The sequence below is a fragment of the Streptomyces silvisoli genome, from assembly GCF_029269905.1.
Taxonomy (GTDB): Bacteria; Actinomycetota; Actinomycetes; order Streptomycetales; family Streptomycetaceae; genus Streptantibioticus_A; species Streptantibioticus_A silvisoli_A.
Genome location: NZ_JARJBC010000024.1, coordinates 63,353 through 80,606, shown reverse-complemented (window position 1 = coordinate 80,606; position 17,254 = coordinate 63,353). Strand labels below are relative to the sequence as shown.

The window sequence follows — 17,254 nt, the reverse complement described above, 5'->3', positions numbered from 1 at the left end:
CCGGGAGGTGGTCGGCCGGTGGAACACCACCGCCCGCCGGGTCGAGCCCCGCAGCCCGGTGGACCTGTTCGCCGGGCAGGCCCGCCGCACCCCGGACGCGATCGCGCTGTGCGACGGCGACCGGCGGCTGACCTACCGGCAGCTCGACGAGTGGTCCGACCGCGTCGCCTCCCGTCTGCTGGACGGCGGCCTGGCGGCCGAGGACCGGGTGGCGCTGCTCATGGACCGCTGCGCCGAACTCGTCGTCGCGCAGCTCGCGGTGCTCAAGGCGGGCGGCGCCTACCTGCCCGTAGACACCCGCGGCCCGCGGGAGCGGCGGGTCGCCCTGCTCGCGCAGGCGGGCGCCGCGGTCCGGCTCACCGCCGACCAGGTCGCCGCCGCCCGCACCGACCGGGCCGAAGGAGCGCTCCGCCCGGCCGCTGACCCTGACCAGCTCGCCTACGTCATGTTCACCTCGGGTTCCACCGGTGTGCCGAAGGCCGTGGCGGTGCGCCACCGCGACGTGGCCTCGCTGGCCACCGACAGCCGCTTCACCGGCGGCGGGTGCGCACGCGTGCTGCTCCACTCGCCGGTGGCGTTCGACGCGGCCACCTTCGAGGTCTGGGCACCGCTGCTGAACGGCGGGTGCGTGGTCGTGGCCCCCGACCGGCCGGTGGACGCGGCGCTGCTGCGTCGCCTGGCCCACGACGGTGGGTTGACCGCGGTGTGGCTGACAGCCGGTCTGTTCCGGCTGCTGGCCCAGGACGCGCCCGACTGCTTCGCGGGACTGCGCCAGGTGTGGACCGGCGGTGACGTGGTCCCCGCGGCGGCCGTACGGCGGGTGCTGACCGCCTGCCCGGGCCTTACGGTGGTCGATGGTTACGGGCCGACCGAGACCACGACGTTCGCCACCTGCCACCCCCTCACGGACGCGGCGGCGGTGCCCGACACCGTGCCCATCGGCCACCCGCTGGACGATGTTCGGATCCACGTCCTCGACAGCCGCATGCGGCCCGTCCCGCCTGGCTGCGCGGGCGAACTGTTCGTGGCCGGAGAAGGCGTGGCGCGCGGCTACCTGGGCCGCCCCGGGGACAGCGCGGCCCGTTTCCTGGCGGACCCCTTCGGGCCGCCCGGCGGCCGCATGTACCGCACCGGCGACCTGGCCCGGCGCCGTCCCGACGGCACGGTCGAGTTCCTCGGCCGGGTGGACGACCAGGTGAAGATCCGCGGTTTCCGGGTCGAGCCCGGCGAGGTGGAGGCCGCGCTGGCGGCCCACCCCGACGTGGCGGACGTGACGGTGGTGGCCCGTGAGGACCGGCCCGGCGCGCGACACCTGGTCGCCTACGTGGTCGGCCCGGCCGGGCAGGACACCGAACAACTGCGGGCGTTCGCCCGCCGCACCCTGCCCGACTACCTCGTCCCGTCCGCGTTCGTCGCGCTTGCGGCCCTGCCGCTCAGCGGCAACGGAAAGGTGGACCGTACGGCGCTCCCCGCGCCGCGAACGCGGGCCGCGCGGGTCGAACCGCGCACCGAGACCGAACGCCGCGCGGCGGAGGTGTTCGCCGAGGTCCTGGGCGTGGAGCCGCCCGGCGCGGAAGACGACTTCTTCCGGCTGGGCGGCGACTCCATCCTCAGCATCCGCCTCGCCTCCCGCCTGTCCGAGGCCTTCGGGACCGACCTGTCGCCCCGGGCGGTGTTCACCCACCCCACCCCGGCCGCGCTCGCCGCGCTGCTCGCCGAGGGCCGGACGGGCGACGCGAGCGGGCCCGCCCTGGTCCCGGTCCCGCGCGGCGCGACGGCACCCATGTCCTACGCCCAGCAACGCCTGTGGTTCCTGGCGGAGTTCGCGCCCGACAGCGCCGAGTACGTCACCGCGCTCGCGCTGCGCCTGCGCGGCGAGCTCGACACCCGTGCACTCACCGCGGCTCTGCGGGCCCTGGTGGCCCGGCACGAGTCGCTGCGGACCACCTTCGACACCGTGGACGGCCATGGCGTGCAGATCGTCCACCCTCCGCAGGAGGTCCCGTTGCCCCTGCACGACCTGTCCGAGCTGCCCGCGGCGGACCGTGCCGAGCGGCTGGAGCGACTGCTGGCGGCCGAGCGCGCCCAGCCGTTCGACCTGCGTCGCGGCCCGCTGCTGCGCGCCGGTGTGGTGCGACTGGCCGACGACGACCACGTGCTGACCCTCACCCTGCACCACATCGTCACCGACGGCTGGTCCACCTCCGTGCTCACCGGCGACCTGGCCCACCTCTACCGGGCCGAACTGGGCGCCGAAACCGGGCAGTTGCCGCCCCTGCCGGTGCAGTACGCCGACTACGCGCACTGGCAGCGCGCCACCGTCGGCGCCGGATCGGACAGGCAACTGGCGTACTGGAAGGAGCAACTGGCCGGCACCGAGCCGCTGGAGCTGCCCACGGACCGGCCCCGCCCGGCGGTGCGCACCGGTCACGGCGCGTCCACCCGCCTGGTCCTGCCGCCCCGGACGGCCCGCCGCCTGGCCCAGGTGGCCCGGGACCACGGAGCCACCCTGTTCACCGTGCTCGTCGCCGCCGCCCAGACCTACCTGGCACGGCTGTCCGGCGGACGGGACATCGCGGTGGGCACCGTCACATCCGGCCGTGAGCGGGCTGAGACCCAGAACCTGATCGGGTTCTTCGTCAACACGCTCGTACTGCGGTCGCGGGTGGAGCCGCGGCGGCACTTCCCCGAGTTCCTCGCCGAGGTACGGCAGACGGTCCTGGACGCCTTCGCCGCCCAGGACCTGCCCTTCGAGCGGGTGGTGGACGAGGTGCAGCCCGTGCGCGACACCAGTCGCACCCCGCTCTTCCAGGTCATGGTGGTCCTGCAGAACACCCCGGCCGCCCACCTCGACCTGCCGGGCCTCGACGTCTGCGACATCGAATCGGACCTGCGTCACGCCCCGTTCGACCTGGCCATGGAGTTCGCCGAGGCCGAATCCGGCGCGCTGCACGGCCTGCTCACCTACAACACCGACCTGTTCGACCCGGCCACCGCGGAGCGGATGGCCGACCAGCTGGGCACGCTGCTGGCCGCCGTCGCGCAGGACCCCGACCGCCCCCTGGGCACACTGCCGCTCGCCTCCGACGAGGATCTCAAGGCCCTGCTGGAACAGGGGCGGGGTACCTTCCGGCCGGTGCCGGTGGCCACGCTGGCGGAGCTGTTCGAGCGTCAGGCGGCGCGCACACCCGACGCGTCGGCGGTGGACGGCCCCCGCCAGTTGACGTACGCGCAGGTCGACCGGGCGGCCAACCGGCTGGCGCACCAGATCCTGCGGCGGGGCGCCGGCCCGGAGACCGTCGTCGCGCTGGCCCTTCCCCGCGGCCCGGAGATGGTGGTGGCGCAGCTCGCCGTCGCCAAGGCCGGCGGGGCCTTCCTTCCCGTCGACCCGAACTACCCCGAGCAGCGGCGGGAGTTCATGCTGCGCGACGCCGACGCCCACCTCGTCCTGGACGATCCCGGGCAGGTCTGGGCCGCGCACGGACCGGACACCGCTCCCACGGACGCGGACCGCCCCGCGGCCCTCACTGCCGACCACCCCGCCTACGTCATCTACACCTCGGGGTCCACGGGAACCCCGAAGGGCGTGCTGGTGACGCACCGAGGACTGGCGAGCTTCGCCGCGTCCGCCGCCGAGCAGTACACGGCGGGACCGGGCGACCGGGTGCTGCAGTTCGCGTCGCCCAGCTTCGACGCCTCCGTGCTGGAACTGTGCGTCTCCCTGCTCACCGGCGCGACCCTGGTCACCGGGGAGGAGGGGCCGCTCGTCGGGGACCGGTTGGCCCAGGTACTCGCCGACCGGCGGATCAGCCACGCGCTGATCCCCCCGGCGGCCCTGGCCACCGTACCGGCCGGGACAGCGGGCGCCCTGCCGCACCTGCGCACCCTGATCGTCGGCGCCGAGGCGTGCCCGGCCGACCTGGTGGAGCGCTGGGCCCCCGGCCGCCGGATGATCAACTCCTACGGGCCCACCGAGGCCACGGTGGTCGCCACCTGGACCGGCCCGCTGTCACCGGGGGCGGGCGCGCCGCCGATCGGCCGCCCGGCCGGCGCCGGCTGGGTGCACGTCCTCGACGCGGCCCTACGACCGGTGCCGCCAGGGGTGACCGGCGAGCTCTACGTCGCGGGCCCCGGGCTCGCCCGCGGCTACCTGAACGGTCCGGGCCTGACCGCCCGGCGGTTCGTCGCCGACCCGTTCGGCGCGCCGGGAGAGCGGATGTACCGCACGGGCGACCTGGTGAGCTGGGGCTCCGACGGCCAACTGCGCTTCGTCGGACGCGCCGACGACCAGGTCAAACTCCGCGGCTTCCGGGTCGAGCCGGGCGAGATCGAGAGCGCGCTGCGCCGCAGTCCCGTGGTGCGCGACGCGGTGGTGGTGGTGCGCGCCGACGGCCCGAGCGGTGAGGCGGCGGCAGGCCCCGGGCGGCTGGTGGCGTACGTCGTACCCGCCGCAGCCACACAGGACCGGCTCGCCCCCGCACAACTGCGCGAGCACCTGGCGCGGCAACTGCCGCCGCACATGGTGCCGTCGGTGTTCGTGCCGCTGGACCGGCTGCCGCTCACCCCCAACGGCAAGACCGACCGGCGAGCCCTGCCCGCGCCCGACCCCACGCACCTCGCCAGCGGGCCGCGCACCGCGCCGCGTACCGACACCGAACGCCGCATCGCGCGCATCTGGGCCGACGTCCTCGGCCTGGAGGAGGTCGGCGCCCACGACAACTTCTTCCACCTCGGCGGCGACTCCATCCTGAGCATGCAGGTGGTCTCGCGGCTGCGCAGGGACGGTCTGCACCTGGCCACCCGCGACCTGTTCACCCACCAGACCGTCGCGGAACTGGCCACCGTCGTGCGCACCGCGTCGCAGGGCTTCGCCGACGGTCCCGTGACCGGAGAGGTGCCGCTCACCCCCATCCAGGAGTGGTTCCTGACCACCCCGCGCGCCGACCACCAGCACTTCAACCAGTCGGCGCTGCTGGAACTCGACGACGCGCCCGACCCGGCAGCCCTGGGTGCGGCGTTGGACGCCCTGCTGGAGCACCACGACGCCCTGCGCATGCGGTTCACCCACGACGCCGACGGCTGGCACCAGTTCAACCCGCCGCCCGGAGGCAGCGGCGGCGTGCTCGTCCGCAACGACCTGACCGGGCTGTCCCGCGCGGAGGCCGACGCGGCCATGGAGAAGGCGGCCGACGAACTGCACACGAGTTTCGACCTCGCTCACGGCCCACTGCTGCGGGCAGGGCTGTTCACCGGCCACACCGGTGGGCGCGCCTTCCTACTCCTGGTCGCCCACCACCTGGTCGTGGACGCGGTCTCCTGGCGCATCCTGCGCGACGACCTGGAAACCGCCTACCGGCAGGCCCTGAGCGGCGATCCGGTCAGACTGGGCGAACGCACCACGCCCTTCCGCGACTGGGCCCGGAAACTGGCCGCCCACGTCGCCGACGGCGGCCTGGATCACGAACTGCCCTACTGGGAGCAGGCGTTGACCGCCGAGCCGGATCCGGCCGATCCCGTGATCGGCCCGGAGGCGGGAGAGGCCCGCACCCTCACGGTGGAACTGGGCGAGGCGGACACCACCGCGCTGCTGCGCGCCGCCCCGAGCGCCTATCGCACCCGGGTCAACGACGTCCTGCTGGCCGCGCTGGCCCTCGCCCTGGCTCGCTGGCGGGGAAGCGACCGGATCCGCCTGGACCTCGAAGGACACGGTCGCGAGGACCTGTTGGACGGGGTGGACCTGTCCCGCACGGTGGGCTGGTTCACCACCATCCACCCGGTGGCCCTCCAGGTGGACCGGCCGGAGTACCTCAAAGCCGAGCGGGACTGGCGGGCGTTGGTGAAGTCGGTGCGCCGTCAGTTGCGCGCGGTGCCGGGGAACGGACTGGGCTTCGGCGCCTTGCGTACCTACGGCGCCGCCGAGGTCCGCCAACGGCTCGGCGGCGCGGCCCACGGTCAGGTGGTGTTCAACTACCTGGGCCAGTGGGACGCCCGCCCGGAGACCACCGGCGGCGGCCTGGTACGCGCCGAGCACGGCCCCCTGGGCCAGGACCACGACCCCCGGGACAGCGGATCGCACCTGCTGGAGGTGGTGGGCGCGGTACAGAACGGCCGCCTCGCCTTCACCTGGCACCACCGCCCCGCCGTCCACGACACGGCGACCGTACGGCGCGTGGCCGAGGAGTTCGCCGAGGCGCTGCGCCACATCGCCCGGCACGCCCGGGCCGGCCGGTGACGACCCACCGCCCCGCAGCCGTACCACCGGTGCGCCGCCGACTCGTTTCGGGACCGCCGCGGGCCCCGTGCCCGCGGCGCGAACCACCGTGCGCCCGCCGTGCCCCGCACGGCGGACAGCCCCGGCCGGATCGTCCCCAGCGGACCGGAGGCGAGAGGAACCAACCGGACTCACGACAGGAGAGAGAGATGGACGAGGACACCCGCTACCAGGTTCTGCGCAACGACGAGGAGCAGTACTCGCTGTGGCCGGTCGACGTCGAGGTGCCCGAGGGCTGGCACCCCGTCGGCAAGGAGGGCACCGAAGCCGAGTGCTCCGCCTACGTGGACGAGGTCTGGACCGACATGCGTCCGCGCAGCCTGCGCGAGCGGATGGAGAAGGCCGGGGCCTGACCCCGCCTCACCCGAACCGGACGCCGGCGGCGGCGCTGTCGCCCCCGGCGTCCGGGGTGCCGTCCCTTCCCTCTCACCGCCGAGGAGCCTTCCGTTGACGCCCGCACTGAGAACCGAACGGCTGCGTTTCATCCCGTACAGACCGCAGGACGAGGACGCCTTCGTGGCCCTGCTGCGCGAGGAGGAGGTGTGCCGCTGGATGGGACAGGCCCACGTGCCCGCGCCGGAGATCCGCGTCCTGTTCCGCGCCATCCTCACCGAGATCTATCCCAACCACCTGTTCGACGTCTGGGGCGTGTGGTGCCAGGAGGAGTACATCGGCCACGCCGAGCTGAAGAAGACCGGCAACGTGGAGGGCCACGAACTCGTCGCCGCGCTCGCCCCGGAGTACTGGGGCCAGGGACTGGGCAGCGAGGTGATCCGTGGCCTGCTGCGCCACGCCGCCGACGCCCTCGGGTTGAAGGAGGCGTACGGCATGGTCGGCTCCGAGAACACCGCCAGCCTCAGGATGTGCCGCCGACTCGGCTTCCGGCACGTGCGGGACATCGTCGGCGACGACGGTTCGGTGACAAAGCTGCTGGTGATCTCCACCACCGACGCCCCCTGACGCACCGCGCCCGCGGAGTCCCCAACCCCGTTCGCACTGGAGGAGAATGATGGGGCAGACCACCGGGGACGCCGCTGTCACAGCGGGGAACGAACGGCCGGGCCTGTGGCGCAACCGTGCCTTCAACCTGCTGTGGGCCAGTCAGTGTCTTTCCGACGTGGGCAGCGCCATGGCCAATTTGGCCATACCGCTGCTCATGCTCCAGCTGACCCGGTCCCCGGCTCAGGCGGGCCTGGTCGGCACGGCCGGCCTGCTGGTCGCCACGGCCTGCCGACTGCCGGCCGGCGTCCTCGCCGACCGCGTCGACCGGCGCTGGCTGATGGTGGCCTGCGACATGCTGCGGATCGCCGCTCACACCCTCCTCGGCTGCGCGGTCCTGGCGGGCGGGGCCGGAGTGGCGATGATCCTGGTCGTGGTGGTCGGCAGCGCCGCGGCCGACACCCTGTTCAGTACCGCCGAGCATGCCGCGGTACGTAACCTGGTCCGTCCGGACCAGCTGCCCATTGCCGTCGCCCGCAACGAGGCACGGTCCTACGGGAGTTCGCTTGCCGGACCGCCGTTGGGCGGCCTGCTGTTCGGGCTGGGAAGGGCACTGCCGTTCCTGGGCGACGCGCTGAGCTTTCTGCTTTCGCTGACGGCCATCGTGTCCATCCGGCGCCCCATGCAACAGCCGAGGAGCGAGGTGCCCCAGAAAGGCGGGGCTGCCGGGGTCGAGGGCCTGCGGTTCGTGCTCGGCAATCCGTTCCTGCGTGCCCTGCTGGCGATCGCCGCCCCGCTCAACATGGCCTTCACCGGCATGCTCTTCGCGATCATCGTCTCCCTCCAACGCTCGGGGGCCTCCTCGTTCCTCGTCGGCCTGGTCAGCATGATCTTCGGCCTGGGCGGCTTCCTGGGCGCCTGCGCCGCCCCGGTCATCCAGCGCTGGCTGCGCCTGCCGACCCTTGTCGTGGTGCTCTGCTGGGCCACCGCCGCACTGATGACGGTCAGCGCCCTGGTCCCCACCAGCCTGTTCGCCGCGGTGCCGCTGGCCGCGGCGGTCTTCCTCGGCCCCACCGCCAACGCCGCCCTGTTCGGCTACCAGTCGGCCATCACCCCGGACCGCCTCCAGGGGCGCGTGGTCAGTGTGGTACTCCTGTCGGCCACGTCGGCGGCGTCCCTCGCACCCGGCCTGGCGGGCCTGCTCCTGACGCGCTTCCCCACCGCCATGGCGATGCTGGTCTTCCCGCTGCTGGTCGTCGTCGCCGCGGTGACAGCCACCTTCAGCAGCGGAATCAGGTCGATGTCCGCCGGGCCATGACCTCCGTCGCGTACGTGTCGACGACGAGCCGGAGGTGGCGCTCTCCAGCGATGAGATAGTTGGACCGGGGCGCGCCTATACGCCTTCGCCGTCATCGAATACTCGACGAGGCGCATCCGGATCCTGGGCGCCACCGCACACCCAACTGGGCAATGGATCACGCAGCTCGGACGCAACCTCCTCATGGATCTCGAGGACGCGAGCAGCAAGGCCAGGTTCCTCATCCGCGACCGCGACTCCAAGTTCACCGCCGCCTTCGACGCCCTGATGACCGACGCCGGCCTGACGGCCGTTACCACCGGCATCCTGGTTGCACAGTCACCTTCACCCTGCACTTCACCGCAACCATCAACTACTACCTGTGCGCCGTAGACCTGGACGGCACCACCACAGGCTGTCCCACTGGCCAAACCACCTGGCTCGGCAGCACCACCACCCAACCGATGGCCCAAAAGGTCACCAAACACCTCAGCAACTGGGCCATCGTCAAGGGCGTCGACCAAGCCCTCGCCAAAGCACTGTGGCAGAGCCTCACACAGGACTTCGTTGACTGCTCCCACGGCAACCTCAGCGGCTGCGCATGGGCAGCCAGCTGGTTCGTCCCCCAAAGCACAATCCTGGACACGACCAGACTGGTGCGCTCCCTCCAGGAGGCTCTGCGCACCGGCATCGGAGTGAGCGAGGCTCTTGAAGCGGCCAAGGCCGCCAAGCTGGAAGGCCCAATACTCGCCAAGCTCGAACAGCTACTCAAGGACGCCCAAGAGAGCAACATACACTTCCCAGACCCGAAACGTGCATATCTAGGAACAGACGGGAAATACCACATTCATGAGGGGGACTGGAGTACGAGGATTGACCGCCCGACGGATCTCAGCGATACGATCACCGATATCGATCTAGTCAAGGACGGTGTTCTCTGGGAAGAGAAAACCGCAGTAAACCCCATTCGGAATATCGACAAGTGGGTAGGGATACAGGTAGGGAAAAAGCTCAGGAAGTATATTGACGCGCGGCAGTACATCGCGGGTTACGAGAGCGCGCCCATAGGGATCGTGTTCACTGACCCGGCAGTGAACGCCGCGAACCCGGCCTGCGCGCTGCAGTGGAACGGCAAATACAGGAACTCAGGAGCGAGTATCCCAACATCGACATTCGTCTAGGATGGCCCTCATGAGCTACACCTTCGAAATCGACGACGAGATCGTCTGGGGTCCCGCGAACCAGGTGGGGAATCTCTACGTCGGCATGATCAACGCCGTCGCGTCCACCTTGAAATTGCCCACCGGCCTGGAGCCCAATGGCGACGACCTGTACAGCGTTGATCCCGTGGTTTTCGGTACACTGGTGAAACAGATGCTCGCCATGTACACCTCCAGTTCGCACCCCTACATGCACATGCTCCTCGACGGAGTGCTCCCCATCTCGCTGGCCATGCTCGAACGCTGCGGCGGGAAGATTACGATAGAGACCGCCGAGCAAGCAGAGTACTTCTCCAGATACCGTGAAATGGATCTGCCGATGACCGGAAAACGGCCGCAGTAGCTGTACATGGGCCGTCCGTAGCTGTTCTGGATGGCCCTCGTGCATCGCGATCCACACCACGAACGCAGGGATCGAAGAGCCAGTCTCCTTGGTGCGGTATGCGGACCAAGGAGACGTAGGGCCAAGGGCAGGTGATGACAACCTGCCGGACGGAAATGGTGTGTTGATCGAGGCAGCCCACGCCCAGCTTCCCCTCAGTGGGCTGGCAACGGTTAATGGCCTTGGGTCATTTTTGGCCGGGTACGGCGACCTGATGGAACAACACGCCATCTGACTGGGATTCGGCCGGGAGGGGGCTGTCTCGGCTTCGTAGACACCGCCCCGGCCGTCGAGCCCCTGTTGGCCTTTAAGATCCGCCAACACTGTTGTGTGGCAATGGGGTTTCCCCGGCGGGGGAGCCACGGGTTCGCTATAGCTTGCGCACTTGGTCGCCCTCGTCGAGCAGCATCGTGAGATATGGGCCGCCCCTCTGCGGTGGTGGGGGTTCGGCCCCAGCAGCCGACGAGGCAGCCAGCGGCGGCAGGCAGCGACTCGCAGCCCGCACGAAGATCACGCTGAGCCCGCCACCCCACCCCGTCTGCGGCAGGCGTCTTGCTGCCTGCCACCCCGACGGGAGCGATGGGCGACTCTGGTGCTGAGGTTGCGACTTCCTCGTTTGCGGGGGAGTCGGTGTCGGGTTGGGTTGGCTGGTTGGGGTGCCAGTGGCTGGGGCGTGGGCGGCGGTAAGTGCTGTGGTCGTGGGTGCGGTGGGTGTGTCGGTGGTGTGTTGTTCGGTGGGGGTGGTGTGGGTGGTCATGTGGTGGGGCCTCTCCCGTGGTGTGGGTACGGTGTGGTGAGGTCCCCGGCCGGGGTACGGCAGGTGCGCCGACGTCGAACAGGGCGACCCCATCACCATCACCGGCTCACCGCGCGGCAAGGCAGCCGGTGACAACGGCTACGCGGACTACAACCTCACCTGGTCGCAGTGGCTCGCGAACAGCGAAACCGGGCAGCAGACGACAACCACCTCCTGAGGCGACTTTCGCGGCCCGCCGGCTTGCCCGACCGACACCGACGACTGTAAGCGCAGCCGGTAGGCAGCTACGCTGCAAGATCCGTAAGGCAGGGCCAGAGGCTCTGTGCGGCCCTTGCCCGGCGAAAGGGTGGGGCGGTCTCAGGTGTCTTGGGGACGGGTCCAGCCACGCCCAGACCTCCCTGCGGGACGGGGCGGCCCCCGGGGCCTGGCAGGTGAGCCGTAGGCGCCTCGGGGTCCCGAGGATCTCCCTAGAGCCGCCGCAGTCCGATCAGGACTCTTTCGAGCAGTTTGCTGTCCGGGGAGGCGCCGTCCGGGGTCGCCGTCTGGTGGACGGAGATGAGTCCGTGTTCCGCCATGTCGCTGAGGAGTACCTTTGCCACCCCCAGAGGCACCGAGAGCAGCGCGGCGACCTCGGCCACCGACCGGGGCTCCCAGCACAGCTCGCTCACCGCGCGCTGGTCCGCACGCGTGACGGCCGTTGAATGGTGGCCCAGGTCGGTGGTCGTCACCAGTGTCTCAATCTGGAAGTTGTAATTCCCTCTGGTCCGGCCGCCCGTCCAGGCGTAGGCGCGGACGATCGAGGCGGAGCCCTGCGTGTCGTCCTGGTCCAACTCCCATGCGTCAAGCTGCTGTTCGTCCTCCGGAAGGGCCGGTGCGACGGGGTGCGTGAGGGCCGGGGGCGGTGTTTCCTCCCTGTCGCGGGCAGCTGCTGAATCCGGAGCCTCACTGGGGCGGGACTTCTTTCGCCTGCGTCGTGCGTTGTCGAAACTGAACGCGTTGAGCACATCGGCGAACGTCTGGTCGTCTGCAGTCCCCTCGCCCCTCCTTGGAGCGCTGCCAGAGGGGTCTCCACCGGTGCTCATGATCTCCTCATCCGGGCTAGCGGGCTACGGTTGGCTTCAATCCCCGTAGCTCGGCGCGTAGTTCGGGCGTCAGCATCTCACCGACCCGGTCGACGAGCACGGTCATCTCGTAGGCGACCTGACCGATCTCGCAGTCCGGAGCTGCCAGCGCCACTAGTGACGAACCGTCCTTTATCGTCATGAGCAGCATGTTTCCGCGCTCCATCTGGACGATGGTGCGTAGCACGTCACCATTGTCCAAACAGTGGGAAGCGCCCTGGACGAGGCTGATGGCGCCTGCGGCGACCGTGGCGAGCTGCTCGGCGTGATCGTCCGGCAGCCGGTTCGATGCGGTGAGCAACAATCCGTCGGCCGAGATCACCACGGCGTGGGCAACATTGGGGACGCGCTCGGTGAAGTCGGAGACCAGCCATCCGAACTGGCTCACCTCCCGAGTCTGGGGTGGGGTCATGGGTTCTTCCTGCCCGATCGTCGGTCACGGTCATGTCTCGTCGGGGCGGGCCCGACGGATGGCTGCCTGGTAACTGCTGAGGAACGAGTGGGTGTGGCCTGCGTCCGGGTTCGTGGGCGTCTTCTCTTCGCCGCCACGTGGGTCGGCCCGGTCCGGTACCGGGCGTGCGCGGGGAACCCGCTTGGGCAGCCCGGCCGGCGTGTGTCGACCGGTCTCCTGGGCGTCCGACTGCTGGGCGCCGGCCGGACGTCCGTCGGCGGCGGGTTTCGTCCGCCTTGCGTCGAGGCGCCGCGGTAGGGCGGCGGGCGCCGGAGGGGAGGTGTCCTCGGACTGCCGCTCGTCGGCTGCCCGGAGTACCGAGGGCTCGGTGGTGTCCGCGCTCTGTACCTTCTTCGCGCGAGCCCTGCCCTCGCCGGACGTGGCCTCAACTTCGGCCGCAGGCGGTACCTGTGAGTGTCCCGCCTCCGCACTGGAAAATCCTGCCGGTACCGCTCCGGAGGAGGCCGGTGCGAACCAGGCTGAGCGGGGCGGCTCCTGGTGAGCCGACTGAGCAGGGTGGGGCCGCTCCGGCGTCACCGGGTTCCTCGGAGCCTGCATGGCAGGGTCGTCCACCGGTGGCGTGCTCTCGCCGGGCTGTCCCTTCGCCTGCCTGCTCTCCCTCCTCTCCGGCTCCTTGCCGTTGACCGGGAAAGGAGGGCTGAGTTGGGCAGCGGTGGCGGGTTGCCGCCGTGAGGTGAGCGCCGGTGCGTGAGGTTCAACGAATGGCCGGGCAGTGCTCGCACCGTCCGGACTGGTCGCGCCTCGTCGCCTGGAGTGGGACGGCGGGGTTGCCTGGCCGTCGTGCACAGGCTGGGGCGCGCGTACCAACTCGGGCGGTACCCGAGCACCGGCTCGTAGGCCGTTGGCTTCCTGCTCCTCCGCCAGCTTCACGGCGATGCCGTGCCGATTGGCCAGACGGCCTACGACGAACAGGCCCATCTGCCGGGATCGGGGGGCATCTGCGGAATCGCCTGCCGCCACGCGGCGGTTCGCCTTGGCGAGTTCCGACTTGCTCATCCCGATTCCCTGGTCGCGGATGTCGATCCGTACGGAGCCGTCGGGGGCCTGCCAGCTATTGAGGGTCACCTGGGTGTGCGGTGGAGAGAACGCGGTGGCGTTGTCGAGCAGTTCGGCGATCAGCCGCGCCAGATCACCGGCCGCGTACCCGGCGACGCCGACGGACGGCGCGGGACGCACCACCACGCGCTGGTAGTGCTCGATCTCGGAGACTGCGGCACGCAGCAGATCGTCCAGCGGCGCGAACTGATCAGAGGGGCGGACCAGCGTGCTGCCGCAGAGAACCATCAGGTTCTCGTTGTTGCGTCGCATGCGGGTCGCCAGGTGGTCGAGCTTGAACAAGTTGGCCAGCTGGTCCGGGTCCTCTTCGTTCCGTTCCAGCTGTTCCATCAACCGCAAGAGCCGGTCCACCAGGCTCTGGCTGCGGCGGGAGAGGTTGACCAGGGTGTTCCTCAAATCGCTGCGCAGCGCGGCCTGCTCCGCCGCCAGGTGGACGGCTTGACCGTGGACCGCGTCGAACGCCCTGGCGAGCTGGCCGAACTCCTCCGTCGTGTGCACCGGCACGGCACCGATCGCGGCGCTCGACGCCTGGCCCTCGCGCAGGCTGGCGACCGCCTCGGGGAGCTGGCGATCAGCCACGTCGAGTGCGCTTGTCCTGAGGACGGCGAGAGAGCGCAGCAGGTTCCGGCCGATCACGAAGCCGACCGCGACGGCGACCAGCAGCGCGGCGAACAGGAGTACGGACTCGGCACCGGCCCGGTTGCTCGTCTGGTCCTGAAGCGCGGCGGAGGTCGTGCGAAGCCGGTCGGCGAGGTCCGCCTCCACCTTCTCGACGAGCCGTCCTGTTGTCTCGGAGTCCTGATTCCAGGTTCCGGCCGGGATCACGAGCGGGGTCACGGTGGCGCGTTGCTGGCCGCTCGGTCCCTGGGAGAGCAGTGCGTCGATCACTTGAGCACGTTGGCTGACAGCCGCACCGGTCACGGTCCGCTGGTAGTCGAGCTGCTCCGCGGTGGTCGCCACGGCCCGGAAGTCGCCAAGCTTGTCCTGCAACCGGATATCGGCTTGCTGGAGTGCCCTGTTCAACCCCGCTTTCGGCGTGTCCGCCCGGCCCCGGGACTCCAGGACGATGACGTGCTCCAGGTGGATCTGTTCCTGGGCTACCGCAAGGTCGTAGAGCGCGGTCGCGGGTCCCGACAACTGGGGTTCGCCGAACTCGCTGACCAGTGCCTGGTCCAGATCGAGGAGCCCCTTGACGATCGTGCTGTAGTCGCCCATCGCGGTCGACGCCGGGATGCGTCCGGATGTGACCTGCTGACGCAGGCTGTGCAGTCCGCCCAGGAGTTCGGCGGCGTCGTGATAGCGATTCGCCGAAGCCCCATCAAGGAGGGGTGTCTGCTTCAGGGTGGTTGCGATGGCGGTCCGGGTGGTGTCGACGCGCCGGGCCTGCTGTTGGAGCATGGCCGGATCAACGGGCACACCGCCGTGCAGCCGCTCGACCGACAAGGTCCGCTCCATCTGCAGGGCGCCGATCAATGGCATGAGCCCGTCGTGCAAGTCGACCAACCGCTGCATTTGCGCGTACGAGTTCGCCCGCCCGACTTCGCGTTGGATCTGCACGACGCCCAACGCGACGGCCAACAGGGCAGGCACTATGAGTACCGCACCGACCTTCACGGGGAGTCGCCAGTTCCGCCACTCCACGACGGTGTCCCACCACCATGACCGAGGTGCGCGCGAGGCCGCGTGCCTGGCAGCGGTCATGAGATGCACTCCGATGCCGGAACAGATTTCCCACGGAGATATATCACTATGCCGTTTCTCCTGGACCTTTCCCAAGAATTGCGTCGAGTGGCCGCGGGTGCATCGCCTCTGTGTGGCGCCCCAGTGCCTGGAAATTCGCCGACGCGGCTGCCGCTACTTCAAGAACAGTTTGCGACCCGTCAGCGCAAGCTCGTAGAGACCGTAAAGGAAGGGGATGCTCACCCAAATCCAGGCCACGACCAGCAAAACGGGAGAAGCCTTGGCGGTCCCAGTCAACGAGGCATCATTAACATCAGTCACGAGTTGAGCGTCCTCTCTGCCGGAGTGCGTTCGCTTCCGCCCTGAACCGCCGACTCCGGTTCGTGGAATCTCGGATTGACCGGGCGTATCAGTTCGTTTGCGATGAAGCCGACGACGAGCAGCGCGATCATAAGGGAGATCGAGAATGTGTAAAGGCTGGGGCCCGTGTGCCCGGCCTTCTTTCCAGAATCCGCAAGGGCGTCCACGATTTCCGGTCCGGCAACTCCGGCAACAGACCACGCGGTGAGCAGACGACCGTGGATGGCGCCGACCTGGTAGGTGCCGAACAAGTCCTTCAGATAGGCCGGTGCGGTGGCGAATCCACCGCCGTAGAACGACAGGATCACCATGGTCGAGATGACGAACAGCGCGGTGCTGCTGCTCTTGCCGAGCAGCACGGTCAAGTACAGGAGAGCGCCGCCGCCCAGGTAGAGACGGTAGATGTTCCTTCTGCCGATGGCATCGGAAACCGTGGACCATACGAAGCGACCGGTCATGTTGGCCAGGGAAAGTAGCGCGACGAATCCGGCGGCGGCGGTCGCGCTCACCGGACTGGCGGTGTTGTGGAAGAAGTCCTGGATCATCGGGGACGCTTTCTCCAGGATCCCGATTCCGGCCGTGACGTTCATGCACAACACGATCCACAGCAGCCAGAACTGGTAGGTCTTCGTGGCGTTCCTCGCGGATACATTCGCGGTTGTGACGAGCTTCTTTCCGGCGCTGTCGCCCGGCTCCCATCCTGCCGGTCGCCAGTTCGCCGGTGGTACTCGCACGAGCATCACACCGAGCGACATGAAAACGGCGTACACCAGGCCGTGCACCAGGAATGCCGTCGCGATCCCATGGGGATCAGCGCCGAAGGCGGAGAGCATGCTCGTCGACCACGGAGAGGCGATCAGAGCGCCGCCGCCGAAGCCCATGATCGCAATACCGGTAGCCATGCCCGGACGGTCGGGGAACCACTTCATCAAAGTGGACACCGGCGAGATGTAGCCGATGCCGAGCCCGATCCCGCCGATGACACCGTATCCGATGACCACCAGCCAGTAATTACGTGTGGCTACGCCGAGTGAGGAGATCAGGAAGCCCGAGGAGAACGTCACGAGCGACACGAACATGGCCCAGCGAGGCCCCTTGCTCTCGACCAAAGTGCCACCGAAGGCGGCCGAGAGGCCCAGTACGAGAATTCCGATCTGGAACGGTAGCGCGCTGGCCGTGCTCGAAATGTGCAGCGATTTTTCCAACGGTATCTTGAAGATGCTCCAGGCGTATACCTGGCCGATTGAGAAGTGAATCGCAAGAGCCGCCGGGGGAATCAGCCATCGATTCCATCCCGGCCCCGCGACGACGCGGGAGCGCTCGAGGAAGCTCATCGGCCACCCACCTTCCGATTTCGGGAACCAACTCCGGAACTCCGCGCCCCCAACATCTTCGTGCATATGTCCGGTGCCGCGAGGGTGGCGAGTGTAGGGCAACCCCGTCAACGGTAACAACAGCCTACCTGTGTCTGGAAGTTGGCAACGGCGCCCGTAGGCACACGTTCGCCGGGTGCGCTGCCGCCCATCGGCAACAGCACCAGCATGTGACGAATCTTTGCAAAGTCTCCTTAGGGTCTTCGCGAAATTCACCGTCAGTAGGTGCTCTTGACGTGTCATCACGCCCTGTAACCCATGGCTCGAAGTGTTCCAGCCATCAGAACTATCCAGAGAAATATCCGCCATGACGTCGAGTGCCATGA

The 17,254-nt window shown here is 69.3% G+C and carries 12 protein-coding genes; 7 read left to right on the top strand and 5 right to left on the bottom strand.

What is annotated here, in order from left to right:
* The first annotated feature begins 7 nt into the window (after positions 1-7).
* From P3G67_RS36205 to P3G67_RS29530, 7 genes are all read left to right on the top strand, one after another.
* Positions 8-6,232, top strand: a complete 6,225-nt coding sequence (locus tag P3G67_RS36205) for an amino acid adenylation domain-containing protein (protein WP_391858379.1) — start codon at positions 8-10, stop codon at positions 6,230-6,232.
* Between the two features lie 188 nt (positions 6,233-6,420).
* Positions 6,421-6,624 carry an MbtH family protein gene (locus P3G67_RS29555; RefSeq protein WP_276096219.1) on the top strand — a complete coding sequence of 68 codons (204 nt, stop codon included), beginning with the start codon at positions 6,421-6,423 and terminating at the stop codon, positions 6,622-6,624.
* Positions 6,625-6,718: 94 nt separating this feature from the next.
* Complete coding sequence (locus tag P3G67_RS29550) at positions 6,719-7,231, top strand: GNAT family N-acetyltransferase (protein WP_276096218.1); 513 nt, start codon at positions 6,719-6,721, stop codon at positions 7,229-7,231.
* Between the two features lie 46 nt (positions 7,232-7,277).
* A complete protein-coding gene (locus P3G67_RS29545; RefSeq protein ID WP_276096217.1) occupies positions 7,278-8,528 on the top strand; it encodes an MFS transporter in 1,251 nt (416 codons plus the stop codon).
* A gap of 183 nt (positions 8,529-8,711) precedes the next feature.
* The gene (locus P3G67_RS29540; protein ID WP_276096216.1) at positions 8,712-8,900 is read left to right on the top strand and encodes a hypothetical protein; all 189 of its coding nucleotides are present in this window, start codon (positions 8,712-8,714) and stop codon (positions 8,898-8,900) included.
* Positions 8,901-8,971: 71 nt separating this feature from the next.
* Positions 8,972-9,688, top strand: coding sequence for a hypothetical protein (locus P3G67_RS29535; protein WP_276096215.1), 717 nt, complete (start codon positions 8,972-8,974; stop codon positions 9,686-9,688).
* Between the two features lie 10 nt (positions 9,689-9,698).
* On the top strand, positions 9,699-10,070 hold the full coding sequence (locus P3G67_RS29530; RefSeq protein ID WP_276096214.1) for a DUF6086 family protein: 372 nt from the start codon (positions 9,699-9,701) through the stop codon (positions 10,068-10,070).
* Between the two features lie 1,263 nt (positions 10,071-11,333).
* Here the strand turns inward: P3G67_RS29530 and P3G67_RS29525 are convergent.
* From P3G67_RS29525 to P3G67_RS29510, 5 genes are all read right to left on the bottom strand, one after another.
* Entirely contained in the window at positions 11,334-11,948 is a 615-nt protein-coding gene (locus tag P3G67_RS29525; RefSeq protein WP_276096213.1) for a DUF742 domain-containing protein, read from the bottom strand.
* A 16-nt stretch (positions 11,949-11,964) separates the two neighbouring features.
* On the bottom strand, positions 11,965-12,399 hold the full coding sequence (locus tag P3G67_RS29520; RefSeq protein WP_276096212.1) for a roadblock/LC7 domain-containing protein: 435 nt from the start codon (positions 12,397-12,399) through the stop codon (positions 11,965-11,967).
* 30 nt (positions 12,400-12,429) lie between these two features.
* The gene (locus P3G67_RS29515) at positions 12,430-15,291 is read right to left on the bottom strand and encodes a sensor histidine kinase (RefSeq protein ID WP_276096211.1); all 2,862 of its coding nucleotides are present in this window, start codon (positions 15,289-15,291) and stop codon (positions 12,430-12,432) included.
* Positions 15,292-15,369: 78 nt separating this feature from the next.
* Complete coding sequence (locus P3G67_RS36375) at positions 15,370-15,516, bottom strand: MFS transporter small subunit (RefSeq protein WP_449343261.1); 147 nt, start codon at positions 15,514-15,516, stop codon at positions 15,370-15,372.
* Complete coding sequence (locus P3G67_RS29510) at positions 15,513-16,889, bottom strand: L-lactate MFS transporter (protein ID WP_276096210.1); 1,377 nt, start codon at positions 16,887-16,889, stop codon at positions 15,513-15,515. Before P3G67_RS29510 ends, P3G67_RS36375 begins: the two co-directional genes overlap by 4 nt.
* Positions 16,890-17,254 lie beyond the last annotated feature (365 nt).